15 protein-coding genes are annotated in these 17,966 nt (G+C 66.5%); 6 read left to right on the top strand and 9 right to left on the bottom strand.

Annotation, left to right across the window (positions count from 1 at the left end; all coding sequences use genetic code 11):
* Window positions 1-9: 9 nt before the first annotated feature.
* Both LQG66_RS19260 and LQG66_RS19255 read left to right on the top strand, forming a co-directional pair.
* Window positions 10-1,869 carry an ABC transporter ATP-binding protein/permease gene (locus LQG66_RS19260; protein WP_231317266.1) on the top strand — a complete coding sequence of 620 codons (1,860 nt, stop codon included), beginning with the start codon at window positions 10-12 and terminating at the stop codon, window positions 1,867-1,869.
* Window positions 1,870-1,909: 40 nt separating this feature from the next.
* Window positions 1,910-2,215 carry a hypothetical protein gene (locus LQG66_RS19255; protein WP_231317265.1) on the top strand — a complete coding sequence of 102 codons (306 nt, stop codon included), beginning with the start codon at window positions 1,910-1,912 and terminating at the stop codon, window positions 2,213-2,215.
* 290 nt (window positions 2,216-2,505) lie between these two features.
* Here LQG66_RS19255 and LQG66_RS19250 read toward each other — a convergent pair whose 3' ends face one another.
* The 3 genes from LQG66_RS19250 to LQG66_RS19240 all read right to left on the bottom strand — a co-directional run bounded on the left by LQG66_RS19250 (window position 2,506) and on the right by LQG66_RS19240 (window position 5,355).
* On the bottom strand, window positions 2,506-2,976 hold the full coding sequence (locus LQG66_RS19250; protein WP_231317264.1) for a GNAT family N-acetyltransferase: 471 nt from the start codon (window positions 2,974-2,976) through the stop codon (window positions 2,506-2,508).
* Window positions 2,973-4,001, bottom strand: coding sequence for a peptidoglycan -binding protein (locus LQG66_RS19245; RefSeq protein WP_231317263.1), 1,029 nt, complete (start codon window positions 3,999-4,001; stop codon window positions 2,973-2,975). Before LQG66_RS19245 ends, LQG66_RS19250 begins: the two co-directional genes overlap by 4 nt.
* A 361-nt stretch (window positions 4,002-4,362) precedes the next feature.
* Window positions 4,363-5,355, bottom strand: a complete 993-nt coding sequence (locus tag LQG66_RS19240; protein WP_231317262.1) for a MotA/TolQ/ExbB proton channel family protein — start codon at window positions 5,353-5,355, stop codon at window positions 4,363-4,365.
* Between the two features lie 181 nt (window positions 5,356-5,536).
* Between LQG66_RS19240 and LQG66_RS19235 the strand changes: the two genes are divergently transcribed.
* The 4 genes from LQG66_RS19235 (at window position 5,537) to LQG66_RS19220 (ending at window position 12,084) form a co-directional block, all read left to right on the top strand.
* Entirely contained in the window at window positions 5,537-6,352 is an 816-nt protein-coding gene (locus tag LQG66_RS19235; protein ID WP_231317261.1) for a DUF1295 domain-containing protein, read from the top strand.
* Window positions 6,353-6,715: 363 nt separating this feature from the next.
* Window positions 6,716-7,906 (top strand): efflux RND transporter periplasmic adaptor subunit, encoded by a 1,191-nt coding sequence (locus LQG66_RS19230; RefSeq protein ID WP_231317260.1) that lies wholly within the window; start codon window positions 6,716-6,718, stop codon window positions 7,904-7,906.
* A gap of 11 nt (window positions 7,907-7,917) precedes the next feature.
* Window positions 7,918-11,073 (top strand): multidrug efflux RND transporter permease subunit, encoded by a 3,156-nt coding sequence (locus LQG66_RS19225; RefSeq protein ID WP_231317259.1) that lies wholly within the window; start codon window positions 7,918-7,920, stop codon window positions 11,071-11,073.
* A gap of 405 nt (window positions 11,074-11,478) precedes the next feature.
* A complete protein-coding gene (locus LQG66_RS19220) occupies window positions 11,479-12,084 on the top strand; it encodes an outer membrane protein (protein ID WP_231317258.1) in 606 nt (201 codons plus the stop codon).
* A 253-nt stretch (window positions 12,085-12,337) separates the two neighbouring features.
* Here the strand turns inward: LQG66_RS19220 and LQG66_RS19215 are convergent, their stop codons facing one another.
* From LQG66_RS19215 to LQG66_RS19190, 6 genes are all read right to left on the bottom strand, one after another.
* Window positions 12,338-13,129, bottom strand: a complete 792-nt coding sequence (locus LQG66_RS19215; protein ID WP_231317257.1) for an inositol monophosphatase family protein — start codon at window positions 13,127-13,129, stop codon at window positions 12,338-12,340.
* A 130-nt stretch (window positions 13,130-13,259) separates the two neighbouring features.
* The gene (locus LQG66_RS19210; RefSeq protein ID WP_231317256.1) at window positions 13,260-14,336 is read right to left on the bottom strand and encodes a tetratricopeptide repeat protein; all 1,077 of its coding nucleotides are present in this window, start codon (window positions 14,334-14,336) and stop codon (window positions 13,260-13,262) included.
* A gap of 10 nt (window positions 14,337-14,346) precedes the next feature.
* Window positions 14,347-15,024 (bottom strand): thiamine phosphate synthase, encoded by a 678-nt coding sequence (locus LQG66_RS19205; RefSeq protein ID WP_231317255.1) that lies wholly within the window; start codon window positions 15,022-15,024, stop codon window positions 14,347-14,349.
* A 1-nt stretch (window position 15,025) separates the two neighbouring features.
* Window positions 15,026-16,045, bottom strand: a complete 1,020-nt coding sequence (locus LQG66_RS19200; RefSeq protein ID WP_231317254.1) for a class I fructose-bisphosphate aldolase — start codon at window positions 16,043-16,045, stop codon at window positions 15,026-15,028.
* Between the two features lie 396 nt (window positions 16,046-16,441).
* On the bottom strand, window positions 16,442-17,509 hold the full coding sequence (gene fba, locus LQG66_RS19195; RefSeq protein ID WP_231317253.1) for a class II fructose-bisphosphate aldolase: 1,068 nt from the start codon (window positions 17,507-17,509) through the stop codon (window positions 16,442-16,444).
* A gap of 193 nt (window positions 17,510-17,702) precedes the next feature.
* On the bottom strand, window positions 17,703-17,963 hold the full coding sequence (locus tag LQG66_RS19190; protein ID WP_231317252.1) for a hypothetical protein: 261 nt from the start codon (window positions 17,961-17,963) through the stop codon (window positions 17,703-17,705).
* Between the last annotated feature and the right edge of the window lie 3 nt (window positions 17,964-17,966).

The raw sequence follows: 17,966 nt of genomic DNA, 5'->3' as shown, positions 1-17,966 counted from the left end.
AGGTGGCCCATGAGTGCAGTGGAACGGCTTGACGAGCGGCAGAGCGCTCCCCCTCTCGGGCAGGATCCGGTCGAGGATGCCGCTGCTGCGGTCGAAGCCCTGACCGAACCGGCGGCCCCGGTCCGGCGCGCGCGGCTGCGTCCGCTGCTCGCACTTGCGCCCTACGTCGCCCGCTATCGCGGTCGCGCCTTCCTGGCCCTCATCTCGCTCACGGTTGCCGCCCTGACGACGCTGCTGGTGCCGATCGCGGTCCGGCGCATGATCGATTTCGGCTTCACGCCGAAGGGCATCGAGCTGATCAACAGCTATTTCAGTGTCATGATCGCGGTGGTGGCCGTGCTCGCGCTGGCGAGCGCCGCCCGCTACTACCTGGTCATGACGATCGGCGAGCGCATCGTCGCCGACCTACGCCACGACGTGTTCGCGCATCTGATGTCGCTGTCGCCGTCCTTCTTCGATTCCGCGCGCTCGGGCGAGCTGGTGTCGCGGCTGACCGCCGACACCACCCAGATCAAGGCTGCGGCGGGCGCCTCGGTGTCGATCGCACTGCGCAACCTGCTGCTGTTTCTCGGCGCCACCGCCATGATGGTGTTCACGAGCCCGAAGCTGTCCGGCTTCGTGCTGCTGGCGATCCCGCTGATCGTGCTGCCGCTGGTCGCGTTCGGGCGCTGGGTCCGCCGTCTGTCGCGCAACGCCCAGGATACGTTGGCCGACGCTTCCGCCTATGCATCCGAGCTGGTCGGCGCGATCAGGACCGTGCAGGCCTATACCAGCGAGCAGCTCGCGGCCGCGCGTTTCGGCGGCGAGGTCGAGCAGGCCTATCAGGCGGCGCGGGTGTCGACCCAGGCCCGCGGCGTGCTCACGGCGATCATCATCTTCATCGTGTTCTCGAGCGTGGTCGCGATCCTCTGGGTCGGTTCGCATGACGTGCTGACCGGCAGCATCAGCGCCGGCCGGCTCGGCCAGTTCGTGCTCTATGCGGCTTTCGCGGCCGCGGGTCTCGGCCAGCTGTCGGAGGTGTGGGGCGAGGTGTCGGCGGCGTCGGGCGCGGCGGAACGGCTGTTCGAACTGCTGCATGTGGAGCCGCAGATCACGGCGCCTGCCCTGCCGCGGGCGCTGCCGGAGCCGGCATGCGGCGACATCGGCTTCGACCATGTCAGCTTTGCCTATCCGGGCCGTCCTGATGTCCGCGTCCTCAACGACGTGTCGTTCACGATCCGGGCGGGCGAGAAGGTCGCAATCGTCGGTCCCTCCGGCGCCGGCAAGAGCACGCTGTTCCACCTGCTGCTCCGGTTCTACGATCCGGCATCGGGCACGATCACGCTGGATGGCGTCGCCGTGCGTGCCGCCGACCCGCGCAAGGTACGGGAGCGCATGGCGCTGGTGCCGCAGGAATCGGTCGTGTTCGCGGCGAGTGCGCGCGAGAACATCCGATTCGGACGGCCCGCGGCAACCGACGCCGAGGTCGAGCGCGCGGCTGATCTCGCCCATGCCAGCGAATTCATCCGTCGTCTGCCGGAAGGCTTCGATGCGCCGCTCGGCGAACGCGGCGTCACGCTGTCGGGCGGCCAACGTCAGCGCATCGCGATCGCGCGCGCCATCCTGCGTGACGCGCCGTTGCTGCTGCTCGACGAGGCAACCTCTGCCCTTGATGCCGAGAGCGAGACGCTGGTGCAGACCGCGCTCGAAGGTTTGATGAAGAACCGCACGACGCTGGTGATCGCACACCGACTGGCGACCGTGCTGTCGTGCGACCGCATCCTGGTCATGGACCGCGGCAGCATCGTCGAGCAGGGCACCCACTCGTCTCTGGTTGCAGCCAACGGGCTCTATGCGCGCCTGGCGCGGCTGCAGTTCGAGGGCGTGTAGTTCCTGCAACAGAGTGGGCGATCGGCAACACCTCGATTTCTTGTTCCCGACGCTGCAACCTTTCTCGGGCCTTGTACGTTTCCCTGCCGGAACAGATGGCGCGCCGCCTGCGGGCGCGCGCCTGATCCTCACAGGAGCAACGGACATGCCCTATCGTCGCGGCAGTTTTGCCCTCACGCCTCCCTCGTTTGTCATCTTCGCCATTGCGCTTGTGCTCGCCCTGGTCGCGATGCTCGCGCATTACGCGCATGCTTCGATACCGCTCCTGTCGACCGCGCACGCGTTCGACGCGCTTGCGATTGCTTTCGTGGTGCTGACGATCGGCGTGCTGTTTCGCGGCGTGTAGACAATGATGATAGAAGGTACGGCTGGCTCGGTCTTCACCTCTCCCCGCTTGCGGGGAGAGGTCGGATTGCATCGCCAGATGCAATCCGGGTGAGGGGGTACAGGTCTCTCGACTGACACTTCCCGTGTGTCTGCCCCTCACCCCAACCCTGTCAGCGCGAGCGAAGCTCGTCGCGACCCCGTAAGAACGGGGCGAGGGAGCAAGCCGCCGTAGCGGTAGCAGCTCGCATCTAACAAACAAATGCTTCAATCAGTACGGCCGTTCGGACGCAAGCCGGAGCAACTGTCGTTTCAGTCTGGCTCACGGTGTGCAGCCGGCGTCCATACCATGCGCAGCACCGGCCGGCCGGAGGTCGGGTTGACGTCCTCGCCGGCGTCGACGAAGCCGCTGCGACGGTAGAAACTTATCGCGCGGGCATTGTCCTTATTCACCAGCAGCGTGATGCCGCGGGGCGATCGCTGCTTGGCGGCGTCGACCAGCAGCGTCGCGAGCGGCGAGCCCCAACGCGCGGGCGCGACCACGAGCTGATCGAGATAGCCCGTGGCATCGATGGTGACGAAGCCCGCGAGCGCACCGTCCGCCTCGGCCACGATCACCTCCGCGTGCGGCACCAGTTCGCTCCGCCAGCGCTCGCGCCACCACGGCACGCGGGCGGCGAAATCGATGGTCGGATAGGCCAGCTGCCACGTCTGCTGCCACTGCGCGATCGCGGCGTCCTCGTCCGCTTCCCGATAGGGACGCAGGGTGAACGTTGAGGTCACCGCTCGGTCAGCTTGAGCTCGATGCGGCGGTTGCGGCGGAAGGCCTCGTCGGTGTTGGCGGCATCGAGCGGCTGGAATTCGGCGAAGCCGGCTGCGACCAGGCGTTGCGCCGGCACGCCGAGCGAGATCAGATATTGCACCACCGAGATCGCGCGCGCCGACGACAATTCCCAGTTCGACTTGAACACCGGGCTGTTGATCGGACGGACATCGGTGTGGCCGTCGACCCGGAGCACCCAGGAGATCTCGGCTGGAATCTGCTTGTCGAGATCGACCAGGGCCGTCGCCACCGAGTTCAGCTCCTGCTGGCCTTCGGGGAGCAGGGTCGCCTGTCCGGTGTCGAAGAACACCTCCGACTGGAACACGAAGCGGTCGCCGACGACGCGGATGTCGGGACGATTGCCGAGGATCGCACGCAGCCGGCCGAAGAATTCGGAGCGGTAGCGCGTCAGCTCCTGCACCCGCTGCGCCAGCGCGACGTTGAGGCGCGAGCCGAGATCGGCGATCCGGCTCTGTGATTCCTTGTCGCGCTTCTCCGAGGCGTCGAGCGCGTCCTCGAGCGCGGCGAGCTGGCGGCGCAGCGCGCTGATCTGCTGGTTCAGCACCTCGATCTGGGCCAGCGCCCGCGACGTGACCTGCTTCTCCGAGTCGAGCGCCCGGTTGAGCTCGTTGGCGCGGCCCGCCGCGTTGCTGCCGGCATTGGCCAGCCCGTCATAGAGGCCCTTGACGCGGTCGCGCTCGGACTCGGCCGAGGCCAGTCCCGCGCGCAATTGTCCGATCTGGTCATCCAGCGTGAGCTTGCTGAGCTTCTCCAGCGACAGCATCTCGTTGAGCTGCGCGATCTTGGCGTTCAATTGCTCCAGCGCCTTGTCCTTGCCGGTGACCTCCTGCGACAGGAAGAACTGCACCACCAGGAATACGGTCAGCAGGAACACGATCGACAGCACCAGCGTCGACAGCGCGTCGACAAAGCCGGGCCAGTAGTTGAGGCCTGAATCTCCGCGGCGGGTACGGGCAAGCGCCATTCAGCTTCTCCTCAAGTAGCTATCGGCCTGAGACATCGTCTAACGATTCCCGATAGAACCGATGGCGGATCTGCGAACTCGGTGCACCCTCTCCCCCAGCGCGATCGCGAAGCGATCGTCGCGATGTGGGAGAGGGTGGCATGGTCGAGCGAAGCTCGATCATGCCGGGTGAGGGGTCTGTCTCCGCGGATGCAGACCCCTCACCCGGCGTGCATATCGCTGCGCTCATGCCCGCCACCCTCTCCCCTTGTGGGAGAGGGTGCACCGCCACTGTGGCGAGAGCATTCAGCACGGTAGCCGTCAACGGCGACGACCTCCGGTGCCCAAGCCAATCCATCTGGTCAAGCCGCGATCACGCTGCTCAACTCTTCTCCGTCTGCCGCGCGAGCCGCTCCAGGAGACGTTTGATCTCGCGGTTCTGCTCGCCCTGGCCGTCGGCCCATTCGCGGATCATCTGCTGCTCGGTGCGCATGTGTGCAACCAGCCCCTGGATGGCCTCGGCAAGGTTCGCCATCGCCGCGGTCGCGCCCCGGCCCGACCCTTCCTCCATGGCCGTCCGCAGCCGTTCGACGGCGATCGCGATGTCTCCGCCCGCGCCGTCGCCGCTGCCGCCAAATTCACGCACCGTGCCAGCGAGCCAATCCTCGAGATCGGTGTAGAATCGATTCTGGGCCTGGCTCGACTGCAGGTCGAGGAAACCCAGGATCAGCGAGCCCGCAAGGCCGAACAGCGACGACGAGAACGAGATGCCCATGCCGCTGAGCGGGGCGGCGAGGCCTCCCTTCAGCGTGTCGAACAGCGCACCGGCATCGCCGCCGACCTTCAGCCCATCGATGACCTTGCCGACCGAGCCGACGGTCTCGATCAGGCCCCAGAAGGTGCCGAGCAGGCCGAGGAACACGAGCAGGCCCGTCATGTAGCGGGAAATGTCGCGGGCCTCGTCGAGCCGGGTGGCGATCGAATCGAGCAAATGACGCATGGTCTGCTGCGAGATCGACATCCGCCCGGTGCGCTCGCGGCCGAGGATCGCGGCCATGGGGGCGAGCAGGATCGGATGGCGGGGCACCGCCAGGCCGGGATCGGCGATACGGAAATTGTTGACCCACGAGACTTCCGGATAGAGCCGAATGACCTGGCGGAACGCCAGAACGACACCGATCAGCAGCACCGCCCCGATCAGGGCGTTGAGGCCGGGGTTGGCGAAGAAGGCCAGGATGATCTGTTTGTAGAGCACGACGCCGACCAGGGCGCACAGCACCAGGAAGACCAGCATCCGCACCAGGAATATCCGGGGCGAGGACAGCTTGGTCATCTCGACGTCCATCGCGGAGCGGGTAGGGGAGCCTTGAGCCATTGTCGATGACATCCGTTGCGGGGACCGGTCTCGAAAATCCACTATGGCACAGCAGCGGCAGGAGAAAAGCCGCGATCGGCGCAATCCCCGTCCTCTGCGCGGAACATGGCTGAAACCGGCGGATATCCGCGGCGTAGTTAGTTCCGTGGCTCATATCTAGCGGGAACGCCCGGGCTTTGTCATGACCATCGTTGAATATCTGCAAGCCCTGCTCGCAATGGCGCTGGCGCTCTCCCTGCTCATGGCGGCCGCCTGGGTCGTGCAGCAGCGCACCGGAAATTCCGGCTGGGTCGACACGATCTGGACATTTTCCATCGGCCTGGTCGGCACCCTCGGCGCGATCTGGCCGGCAGGCGGCGCGGCGCCCAACGCGCGGCAATGGCTGGTTGCGGTGCTGGTGGCGACCTGGTCGCTGCGGTTGGGCAGCCATGTGGCAGTGCGGAGCCGCGGCGTCGCCGACGATCCCCGCTACGCCGAATACGCACGGCAATGGGGCGCCGCCGCGCCACGGCGCATGTTCTTGTTTCTACAGCAGCAGGCCTGGGGCTCGAGCCCGCTGTTGTTTGCGATGTTCGTCGCGGCCCATGCGCCGGCCATCGGCTTGCGTCTGCAGGACTATCTCGGCATCCTGGTTCTGCTCGCCGGCATCGCGGGCGAGGCGCTCGCCGACGCCCAGCTGAAGGCCTTCCGCGCTGATCCCGCCAACAAGGGCAAGGTCTGTGACGTCGGCCTGTGGCGCTGGTCGCGCCATCCCAACTACTTCTTCGAGTGGGTGTGCTGGCTGTCCTACCCTGTCATCGCGCTGTCGTTCGACAACCCATGGGGCCTCGCGAGCCTGCTTGCGCCGGTGCTGATGTACTGGTTCCTGGTGCACGTCACCGGCATCCCTCCACTGGAGCAGCAGATGCTGCGCTCGCGCGGCGAGCGCTATCGGGCCTATCAGGCGCGCACCAGCGCGTTCTTTCCACTGCCGCCTCACAACGGAACGGCTGCGTGAACGCCGCCGTGTTGGTTTCGTCATGATGAAGGCCGCGAATAGGGGCGTCCGTCGCGGCCGCCCGCGCCCGGTTAACTCATGGCCGGACGCGGCAGGATGCCGCGGGAGCCGTTGCGGGATTCGGACTTCGCTGCCTGGAACCGCTCGGAACCTGCTTGCCACAAAGCGCTCACAATTGAGTGAGTCGTCAAAAGGCGCGTTCGATCAAGCAAGTAGTTGATGTGACATCAAGCCGCCCGGCCTCCGCGTTGCGTCGCAGCACCACCTTTCTATGTTGCAGGCAACGTTCGGCGCCAGAATGGCGCCATGACCAGGACATCTGGTCGGCCGTTTTTCATCGCAATTGAGGGGGCTCCACCACCCATGACTCGTTTTCGCGCGTCGCTGGTCGGCAGTGCATTGATGCTCGCAGCCGCCGCGCCGCTGCTGGCCGGCTGCAATGAGGCGACCCAGGCTCAGGCCTCCGCCAATGAGCAGGTCGTCATTCCCGACGTCGGGATCGTCACTGTCGAGCAGAAGGCGCGGGCCATCATTCGCGAGCTTCCGGGCCGCATCGCGCCGACCCGCGTCTCCGACGTGCGGCCACGCGTCTCGGGCATCGTGGTCGAGCGCACATTCCGCCAGGGCAGCGAGGTGAAGGCGGGCGATCCGCTCTACCGCATCGATCCGAAGCCGTTCGAGGTGGAGATCCTGTCGAGCAGGGCGGCGCTGGCCAAGGCCGAGGCGGTGCATGAGCGCGCCGTGCAGCAGGCCCGCCGCATCGCCACGCTGTTCAAGGAGCGCGCCGCGCCCGAGGTCGAGCACGAGAAGGCGATCGCGACCGAGCGCGAGGCCGCAGCCGATATCGAGGCCCGCAAGGCCGAGATCGCGCGCGCCCAGCTCAACCTCGACTACGCCACCGTGCGGGCGCCGATCGACGGCATCGTCGGCGCCGCCCAGGTCAGCGAGGGCGCCATCGCGGTCCAGAACGAGACCAGCCTGGTGACGATCCAGCAGCTCGATCCGATCTATGCGGATTTCACCCAGTCGGTCAGCGAGCTCAACCGATTGCGCCGGGCGTTCGAATCCGGCGACCTCGACCAGATCGCGTCCGACGCGATCAAGGTCCGGCTCGTGCTCGACGACGGCACGCCTTATTCCCTGCCCGGCAAGCTGCTGTTCTCCGACGCCAAGGTGGATGCCGCCACCGGCCAGGTTACCTTGCGCGGCGAGTTCGCCAACCCGAAGCGCGAGCTGTTGCCGGGCATGTATGTGCGGGTCCGCATCGAGCAGGGCATCGACAGCGATTCGGTCGCGGTGCCGCAGCAGGCCGTGCAGCGCAACGCCGCCGGCGGCGCCGAGGTCTTCATCATCCGCGATGACAATCGCGCGATTGCGCAGCCGATCCGCACCGGCCCGATCCAGGACGGCGTCGTGCTGATCACCGACGGCCTGCGGGCCGGCGACAAGGTCGTCGTCGATGGCTTCCAGAAATTCGCCGCCGGCGACAAGGTCGTGCCGCAGGCCTGGACCGAGGTCAGCGCGGCGAGCCAGCTTCCAGTGCCTTCGAAATAACGGTCAGCCCGATGCCGAGCTTCTTCATCGACAGGCCGATCTTCGCCTGGGTCGTCGCGCTGTTCATTTGTCTCCTGGGCGCGATCTCGATTCCGCTGCTGGCGGTGGCGCAATATCCGATCATCGCGCCGCCCTCGATCTCGATCTCGACCAGCTATCCCGGCGCGTCTCCGGAAAATCTCTACAACAGCGTCACGCGGCTGATCGAGGAGGAGCTCAACGGCGCCTCCGGCATTCTCAATTTCGAATCGACCAGCGACTCGCTGGGACAGGTCGAGATCACGGCGAACTTCGTGCCGGGCACGTCGACCAACGACGCCTCGGTCGAGGTGCAGAACCGCCTCAAGCGCGTCGAGGCGCGGCTGCCGCGCGCGGTGATGCAGCAGGGCATCCTGGTCGAGGAAGCCTCCGCCGCGGTGCTGCAGATCATCACGCTGCAATCCACCGACGGCCGGCTCGACGAGATCGGCCTCGGCGATTTCATGATCCGCAACATCCTGGGCGAGATCCGGCGCATTCCCGGCGTCGGCCGGGCCACGCTGTATTCGACCGAGCGCTCGCTGCGCGTCTGGCTCGATCCCGCCAAGCTGATCGGCTACGGGCTGACCGCCGACGACGTCACCAAGGCGATCGGTGCGCAGAACGCGCAGGTCGCCTCGGGCAGCATCGGCGCCGAGCCCGCGACGACTGCGCAGCGCACCTCGGCGCTGGTGCTCGTCAAGGGCCAGCTCGATTCGCCCGACGAGTTCGGCTCGATCATCCTGCGCGCCAATGCCGACGGCTCGACGGTGCGGCTGCACGACGTCGCCCGCATCGAGATCGGCGGCCTGAGCTATCAGTTCAATACCCGTCTCAACGGCAAGCCGACCGCCGGCCTGTCGGTGCTGCTGTCGCCGACCGGCAACGCGCTGGCGACGGCTGGCGCGGTCGACGCCAAGATGAAGGAGCTGTCACGGTTCTTCCCTGCCAACATCACCTATGACATTCCCTACGACATCACGCCGGTGGTGAAGGCGTCGATCAAGCGGGTGCTGATGACCCTGGTCGAGGCCGTCGTGCTGGTGTTCGTGGTGATGTTCCTGTTCCTGCAGAACATCCGCTACACGATCATTCCCACCATTGTCGTTCCGGTGGCGCTGCTCGGCACCTGCGCGACCCTGATGCTGGTCGGCTACTCCATCAACATGCTGACGATGTTCGGCATGGTGCTCGCGGTCGGCATCCTCGTCGACGACGCCATCGTCGTGGTCGAGAACGTCGAGCGCATCATGGCGGAGGAGGGACTGTCGCCCAAGCAGGCGACGCGCAAGGCGATGAGCCAGATCACCGGCGCCATCATCGGCATCACCCTGGTGCTGATGGCGGTGTTCGTGCCGATGGCGTTCTTCCCCGGCTCGGTCGGCATCATCTACCGCCAGTTCTCGGTGACGATGGTGGCGGCCATCGGCTTCTCGGCGCTGCTGGCGCTGTCGCTGACTCCGGCCTTGTGCGCGACCTTGCTGAAGCCGGTCGAGGCCGGTCACGGCCATGCGAAGACAGGCGTGTTCGGCTGGTTCAACCGCTTCATGGATGGCAGTCGCAACCGCTACACCGGCGTGGTCGGCGGCGCGCTGAAGCGCACCGGGCGTCTGATGCTGATCTACGCGATCTTCCTGGTCGGGCTCAGCTTCGCCTTCATCCGTCTGCCCGGCGGCTTCCTGCCGGTCGACGACCAGGGCTTCATCACCACCGACGTACAGACGCCGGCCGATTCGTCCTATGCGCGGACGCAGGCGGCCGTCGAGGCGGTCGAAAAGTATCTCGCCAGGCGCGAGGGCATCGACAACGTCACCTTCCTCACCGGCTTCAGCTATGCCGGGCAGGGCGTGAACACGGCGCAGGCGTTCATCTCGCTCAAGGACTGGTCGGAGCGCGGCAAGAAGGACAGCGCGGCGGCGCTCGTCGCCGATGTCAACCGCGATCTCGCCGGCTTGCGCGATGCCAAGATCACCGCGCTGCAGCCGCCGCCGATCGACAATCTCGGCAATTCCTCCGGCTTCAGCTTCCGGCTGCAGGACCGCGGCCAGAAGGGCTATGCCGCGCTCACCGCGGCCGCCGACCAGCTGATCGCGGAGGCCAATGCGAGCCCGGTGCTGCAGAAGGTCTATGTCGAAGGCCTGCCGCCCGGACCGCAGGTCAACCTGATGATCGATCGCGAAAAGGCGGGCGCCTTCGGCGTCACCTTCGAGGACATCAACAACACCATCTCGACCAATCTCGGCTCCACCTACGTCAACGACTTCCCGAACCGCGGCCGCATGCAGCGCGTCGTCGTGCAGGCCGACCGCCTCAGCCGCATGAACGCGGACGATATCCTGAACTACAGCGTCAAGAACACCAGGGGCCAGCTGGTGCCGTTCTCGTCGTTCGCGACGATCCAGTGGGCCAAGGGGCCGAGCCAGATCGCCGGCTTCAACTACTATCCGGCGATCCGCATCTCCGGCGAGGCCAGGCCGGGCTTTACGTCGGGCGACGCGCTCAAGGAGATGGAGCGCCTTGCCGGCAAGCTGCCGCGCGGCTTCGGCTATGAGTGGACCGGCCAGTCGCTGCAGGAGAAGCTGTCGGGCTCGCAGGCGCCGCTGCTGCTCGGGCTGTCGGCGCTGGTCGTGTTCCTGTGCCTGGCCGCGCTCTATGAGAGCTGGACCATTCCGCTCGCGGTGCTGCTGACGGTGCCGCTCGGCATCCTCGGTGCGGTGGTCGCGGCCAACCTGCGCGGGCTCTCGAACGACGTCTACTTCACGGTCGCGCTGATCACCATCATCGGCCTCGCCGCCAAGGACGCTATCCTGATCATCGAGTTCGCCAAGGACCTGCGCGCCCACGGCAAGCCGCTGGTCGAGGCGACGATCGAGGCCTGCTCGCTGCGCTTCCGGCCGATCATCATGACCGGCCTCGCCTTCGTCTGCGGCGTGCTGCCGATGTCGATCGCCACCGGCGCCGGCGGCGCCAGCCAGCAAGCGCTCGGCACCAACGTGATGGGCGGCATGATCGCGGTGGTGATCCTGGCGCTGCTGATGGTGCCGGTGTTCTTCGTCTCGGTGCAGCGCGTGCTGGCTGGCGATCGGGAGAAAACGGTGCCGACATCGCAGAGCGATGCTTACGGGCCTCCTGCGCCGGTGAAATCGTGATTGTCTGGCGTTGTTCGCGATCGTGTAGTCGCGGACACGGTGCTCACCTCTCCCCGCTCTTGTCCGCCGTAGCTCGAAGAGCGAAGGCGGATGCGGGGGCGCGACGAGCTTCGCTCGCGCTGAGAGGTCGGATTGCATCGTCAGATGCAATCCGGGTGAGGGGGTACAGGTCTCTCCACTCACGTTTCCCGAGCGTCTGCCCCTCACCCCAACCCTCTCATTGCGAGCGAAGCTCGTCGCGGCGCCGTAAGAACGGGGAGAGGGAGCCTACTGTCCGTGCCGCCACACCGCGTGTCTCATCAAAATCTACGCTGCCACTTTCGTTCGCTCTGCGGCCCGCCGGCACGGCCTCTGGAGTTCCCGGCTGTCTGAGTGTATGATCTGTCGACATGTAACGGTAACGGCATGTCGATGGTCTTTCGCAACACTGCTCTCGCGTTCGTGCTCGCCGGACTTTGCTTTGGCGCTCACGCAGCTCACGCCCAGACGGCTCCCTTGAAGTATTGGCTGCCGGGCTGGCCGATCGGCTTCAGCGATTCCGGCGGCAGCCAGGGCCTGGACTCCTACGGCAACTTCCCGAGCTTCACCGGCAACGCCAGCGACAGCGGCTTCTTTTCGCGGCGCTACAGTGTCGCGAACAACTGGTCGGCGCTGTCAGGCGTTGGCCTCAGCTCCAACATCGTCAATCGCTACGGTTCGCTCGGCTCGTACACGACCGAAGGCGCGCAGTACGGCTATACGTTCAAGAGCGGCGTCAGCTTCTATGGCGGTTTCGATACGCTGAAATACAATCCCGGCCTCGGCGGACCGTTCGCCACCTTCGATTCGCGATCGACCTCGACACCCGCTTACGCGATCAACGGCGGCGTCGAGTTCAAGCCGACACCCAATGTCAGCCTGTCGCTCGGCTTCAGCTACGCCGGCCAGTCGTCGGACCGCATCGACAGCGACATCACCTCGCCGGCGCTGCCGGGCGCGACGCCACAGGCGTTCACCAGCGGCCGGCGGTAGCGTCCGCTCGGTCGAAGAACAGGCGAGGCCAACCCAATCCTCGGTGTCGTCCCGGACAAGCGGGCGGCACGCGCGCGCAGATCCGGGATCCATAACCCCAGGGAGATCTTTGAGGCACGCTGTTCGATCGTTCTCGTCAGGCCATGACCGACGGTGGCTATGGGTCCCGGCTCAAGGCCGGGACGACCTCGAGTGTGAGGCGAGTGGCGACGTCACCATACGAAGGCGAATTGCGGCGTCGCGCTGAATCAAACTACCCAGCCGCCTTCAGCACCTTCAACAGCTCGCGATGGATGACCTCGTTGCCGCAGATGACATGGCCCGTGGTCAGCGCGTCGTCCTTGCCGTCGATACCGGAGATCGTGCCGCCGGCCTCGCGCACCATGATCAGCCCGGCTGCGATGTCCCAGGCCTGCAGGTCGCGCTCCCAATAGGCGTCGAAGCGGCCGGCGGCGACGAAGGCGAGGTCGAGCGAGGCCGCGCCGAAGCGGCGCAGCCCTGCGACCTTGGTCTGCAGTGCGGCGATCTCGCGCAGGAACAGCTGATGGTCGCCGCGGCCGATATGCGGCAGGCCGCAGGCGATCACGGATTCATTGAGCTGGCGGCGCGCGGCGACGCGCAGCCGCTGGTCGTTGAGGAACGCGCCCTTGCCGCGCTCGGCGATATAGAGCTCGTCATTGGCCGGATTGTAGATGACGCCGGCGATCACGGTGTCGTCGCGCTGGAGCGCGATCGAGATCGCGAATTGCGGAATGCCGTGCAGGAAATTGGTGGTGCCGTCGAGCGGATCGACGATCCAGGTGTGCGACTTGTCGCTGCCTTCCCGCTTGCCGCCTTCCTCGCCGATGAAGCCGTAGCCGGGGCGGGCCTTGGAGAGATCCTCGTAGAGCATCTCCTCGGCCTTCTTGTCGGCACGCGAGACGAAATTCGCGGGCCCCTTCAGCGACACCTGCAGGTGCTCGATTTCGCCGAGGTCGCGCTTGAGGTTGCGGCCGGCACGGCGCGCGGCCTTGACCATGACATTGATGAGGGCGGAATGGATCATGAGCTCGATGCGCTGGGCTGACCGCACCTTGCGGTGCGCGCCTCGCCCATGCACGGGCGGAGGCGGTTGAAAATGGCTGGCTGTGGGTGCCCTGCCGGCGCCGCCGCGTCAAGGGCGGATCAGCTGCCGATCATTTGATGGTGCCGAGCCAGCGCTTGGCGGCCTGCTCGCCCTTGGCGCGGTCCTCCGGCGGCATGTCGGCGAACTTCTCGTCCAGCTTGGGGTCGCCCTTGCCCGCGGTCTTGGCGACCAGGTGCCATTTGTAGCCCTCGATCTTGTCCATCGGGGTGCCGGCGCCGTAATAGAGCACCCACGCCAGCCGGTTCTGTGCGATCGGGCTGTTCTGCCGGGCCGCCCGGCGCAACAGCGACACCGCGGCTGGCTTGTTCTCGGGTGTGCCGATGCCGTTGTAGAGCGCGATCGCGTATTCCACTTCGGCATCGACGTTGTCGGCGACGGCCGCCGCCTGCAGCAGCCGGGCGGCCTTTTCCGGGTCCTTTGGGACGCCGGTTCCTTCCTTGTAGAAGGTCGCCAGCGCATATTGCGCTTCCGGGTTGCCGGCATCCGCGGCGATGCGCAGCAGCTCGGCCGAGCGCTTGAGGTCCTGCGGCAGGGTCTGGCCGTCGAGATAGAGCAGCGCGAGATTGTAGGCGGCCTTGGGCTCGCCGAGCTTGGCGGAGGAGGCGAGCAGCCTCACGGCCTCCGGCTTGTCGACCGTGCCGCCGCGTCCGGCGAGCCGCATCATCGCCAGCGCGAACATCGCCTCGCGGTCGCCGGCCTCGGAGGCGCGCTTGTACCAGATCGCGGCCTTGTCGTAGTCGCGGCGGATGCCCATGGCATTTTCATAGAGCTGCCCCAGCATCGCCATCGCCTTGGGATCGCCGGCCTGCGCACGCGGCGAGGCCAGGTCGAAGGCGGTCTTGTACTGGCCGCGCTGATAGGCGCCGTAGACCAGGTCCGCATTGGGATCCGGGGGAGCGGGCGGCGGCGGCGCTGGCGCCGGGGCGGCCGGCTTGGCCGCTGCGGCGGGCGCCGGCTTCTTCGCGGCCGCGGGTGGCTTCGGCTTCTCCGCCTGCTTTTCGGCAGGCTTGGGCTTGTCGGCCGGCGGCGGCTGCAGGGCGGGGGGTGTCAGCGAGATCTGCGCGCGCGCCCCCGCCCCCAGGACCAGGAGCGCTGCAAACAGGCATGTCAGGCGCAGGATCGTCATCGGTCGCCGTTCAGCTCTGTCCAGCGGCGTCGACCGGCGCTGCCGCATGGACGTTGCGGATCGCCGTGGCGATCTCGCCCAGCGCCGCTGCCGGACCGCGGGCGTCGCTCCAGACGAGGTCGTCGACCAGCACGAAATCGGCTCCGGCGGCGACGAAGTCGGTCGCCTCCTTGAGCGAGACGGCGTAGCCGACGCAAGGCGGCTCGAACAGTTCGGCCCACCAGGCCAGGCGCTCGTTGACGGCGTCGGGCGACGGCCGCCGGCCCTGCGCGTCGCGCTCGCCGAACAGCACGTAGTCGGCGCCGAGCTCGCCCGCGCGCATCGAATCATGGCGGGTCGAGAGGCCGCCGCTGCCGGCAATGCGGTCCGGCTTCAGGCTGGGCAGGGCGTCCTCGAGCGCGGCAATGCCGGTCAGATGCGCGCCGTCGGCGCCGGCGCGGGCCACGATGTCGGGATGCCCGTCGATCAGCAGCGCCGCGCCCGTGCTCTGGATGGCCGGCGCCAGCGCCTTGACGATCGTGATCATGCTGCGCGGATCGCTCTCCGTCAGCCGCACCAGCACCGCAGCGACGTCGGCGCCGGCGAGGAGCGCAGGCAGGCTGGCGGCAAGCGGCGCCGGATCGGTCACGACCGGCGTCGCCAGATAGAGCCGCGGTGTGGGCCGCGCGGAGGTGGTCTTACCGGACAATTTATGCCGCCTTCTCGAGTTCATGCGTCCACTGGCCGCGGCTCGCAAGCGCGTTCATGCGGGCGCGGTGGGTGAAGGCGCGCTGGCCGGCGGGGACGTTCGCGGCCTTGCCGGACCAGGCCCGCTGCGGCGCCGCCTGCAGCGCGCGACCGTAGGAGAAGGTGAGCTTCCATGGCAAGGGACCGAGCCTGTTGATGGCATCGAGATGTGCCGTCGCATCCTCATCCGACTGGCCGCCGGACAGGAAGGCGATGCCCGGCACCGCCGCCGGCACGCACTCCTTCAAGAGCTGCACGGTCCTTTCGGCGACCTCGGCGACGCCGGCCTGGACAGGGCATGTCTTGCCCGAGACCACCATGTTGGGTTTCAGGATCATGCCCTCGAGCGCCACTCGCTGGAGGCGCAATTCGCGGAACACCTCGTTGAGCACGGGCCGCGTGACGTCGAAACAGCGTCCGATGTCGTGATCGCCATCCATCAGCACCTCTGGTTCGACAATCGGCACAATGTTCGCGGCTTGGCACAGCGCCGCGTAGCGGCCGAGCGCATGCGCATTGACATGAACAGCGGTCATCGAAGGGATCTTGTCCTTGTCGATATCGATCACCGCCCGCCATTTGGCGAAGCGCGCGCCCTGCGCGTAGTACGCCGCCAGCCGATCCGCAAGCCTGTCGAGGCCGACCGTGACGGTCTCGCCGGCGCAGCCGGGCAGGGGCTGCGTGCCCTCGTCGACCTTGATGCCGGGGATGCTGCCGGCCCGTTCGATCAGCTTCACCAGCGGCGTGCCGTCCGCAGCGTTCTGCCGGATGGTCTCGTCGTAGAGGATGACGCCGGAGATGCAATTCATGCCGTCGCTGCGGAACAGCATCTCGCGGTAGTCGCGGCGAGTCTGGTCGGTCGATTCGACCTTGATCGCATCGAAGCGCTTCTTGATCGTCCCTGTCGATTCGTCGGCGGCGAGAATGCCTTTGCCGGGCGTCACCATCGCAACGGCAACTGCGTTGAGTGCGGAGATGTCCATCATCTGCTCCAGACTGCACCTGCCCTGCGCGTCAAAATAGACGGTTCTCGGGCGGTTGCCGAGCAAACATTGGCCGCAGCTGAGGCAGGCTCTCAGAGAGGTGAACGACGAGTTGCTCGGAGTTGAGCGTTCATGCGGTGCACCGGCACCCTCGCTACCACTTCACAGCGCTCGTCAGGATTGAGCGGGAGCTGCGTGCTGCGAGCTCGGTGCTCACCTCGCCCCGCTTGCGGGGAGAGGTCGGATTGCATCGAAGATGCAATCCGGGTGAGGCGGACTCTCCACGAGCTCGCTCTGCGGAGAGTCCCCCTCACCCCAACCCTCTCCCCGCAAGCGGGCGAGGGAGCGCTCCTCGGTGTGGGAGGAGAGTTGCAAACCTCCGCACGGATGAACCGCTCACGCCACCTTGGGGGCGAGCTCACCCTTGGCGTAGCGCTTGGCCATTTCGGCTGTCGTTAGCACGCGCTTGATCTTGGAGGCCTGGCCCGCGGTGTTGAACTCCTGCAGGCGCTGCTTGCACAGCTTGGCCATCGCCTCCATCGCCGGCTTCAGGTACTTGCGCGGATCGAACTCCTCCGGATGTTCCGACAGAACCTTGCGGATCTGGCCGGTCATCGCCATGCGGTTGTCGGTGTCGATGTTGATCTTGCGCACGCCGTTCTTGATGCCGCGCTGGATCTCGCTGACCGGCACGCCCCAGGTCGGCTTCATCTTGCCGCCGTGGGCGTTGATGATCTCCTGCAGGTCCTGCGGCACCGACGACGAGCCGTGCATCACGAGATGCGTGCTCGGTAGCTTGCGGTGGATCTCCTCGATCACCTTCATGGCGAGGATGTCGCCGTCCGGCTTGCGGGTAAATTTATAGGCGCCGTGAGAAGTCCCCATCGCGATCGCGAGCGCGTCGACCTGGGTCTCCTTGACGAACTTCACGGCCTCGTCGGGATTGGTCAGCAACTGGTCGTGTGACAGCTTGCCTTCGGCGCCGTGGCCGTCCTCCTTGTCGCCCATGCCGGTCTCGAGCGAGCCGAGCACGCCGAGTTCGCCCTCGACCGAGATGCCGCCGAGATGTGCCATGGTGGTGACGGTCTTGGTGACGCCGACATTGTAGTCCCAGTCAGCCGGCGTCTTGCCGTCGGCCTTGAGCGAGCCGTCCATCATCACCGAGGTGAAGCCGGACTGGATCGCGGTCATGCAGGTGTCGGGTCCGTTGCCGTGGTCGAGATGCACGCAGACCGGGATGTGCGGATAGATCTCGGTGACCGCGTCCATCATGTGCTTGAGCATGATGTCATTGGCGTAGGAGCGCGCGCCGCGCGAGGCTTGGATGATCACCGGAGCGTCGACGGTATTGGCCGCCTCCATGATCGCCAGCGCCTGCTCCATGTTGTTGATGTTGAAGGCCGGAACGCCGTAGTCATGCTCCGCCGCGTGATCGAGCAATTGCCGCAACGTGATACGAGCCATGGCTGGAACTCCTTAAAGGGCTGAGGACCGTGCGGCTGATGACGCACGCGTCGAAACTGCTGCACCGTGCATAACGCGCCGGTCGGCAGATTCCAAGGCTGGCGGCGACGCAGGCGGCCGGAGCGGCGGTTCGGGCGACGTTTAGGCTATCCGGCCTGGCCGACCAGCTGGCCCTCAGCGAGCTGGTAGCTCGTTAACTCGTCTTTCCTTCGAGAGCCGCGACACGTTCTTCGACCTCCCGGACGCGCTCGTCGAAGTCGCCGGCAGTTGCACGCATCATGACGAGCATGCCAGCGCTGTCGCGGCGCTGCTTGCGGATGAGCGTCTCGACCCGCTCAAAGCGTGTCTCGACCGAGTCCCTGAACTGCCCCATCTCGGATCGGAGCACAGCGATGCTCTCCTGAATCTTCATCAGGATGAGAGGAACGGCGTCTGTTGTCGATGTATCGGCCACAAA

Source organism: Bradyrhizobium ontarionense, from assembly GCF_021088345.1.
In the GTDB taxonomy this organism is placed as follows: domain Bacteria; phylum Pseudomonadota; class Alphaproteobacteria; order Rhizobiales; family Xanthobacteraceae; genus Bradyrhizobium; species Bradyrhizobium ontarionense.
The sequence above is the reverse complement of the archived record's forward strand: the minus strand, read 5'-3'. Positions and strand labels throughout refer to the sequence as shown.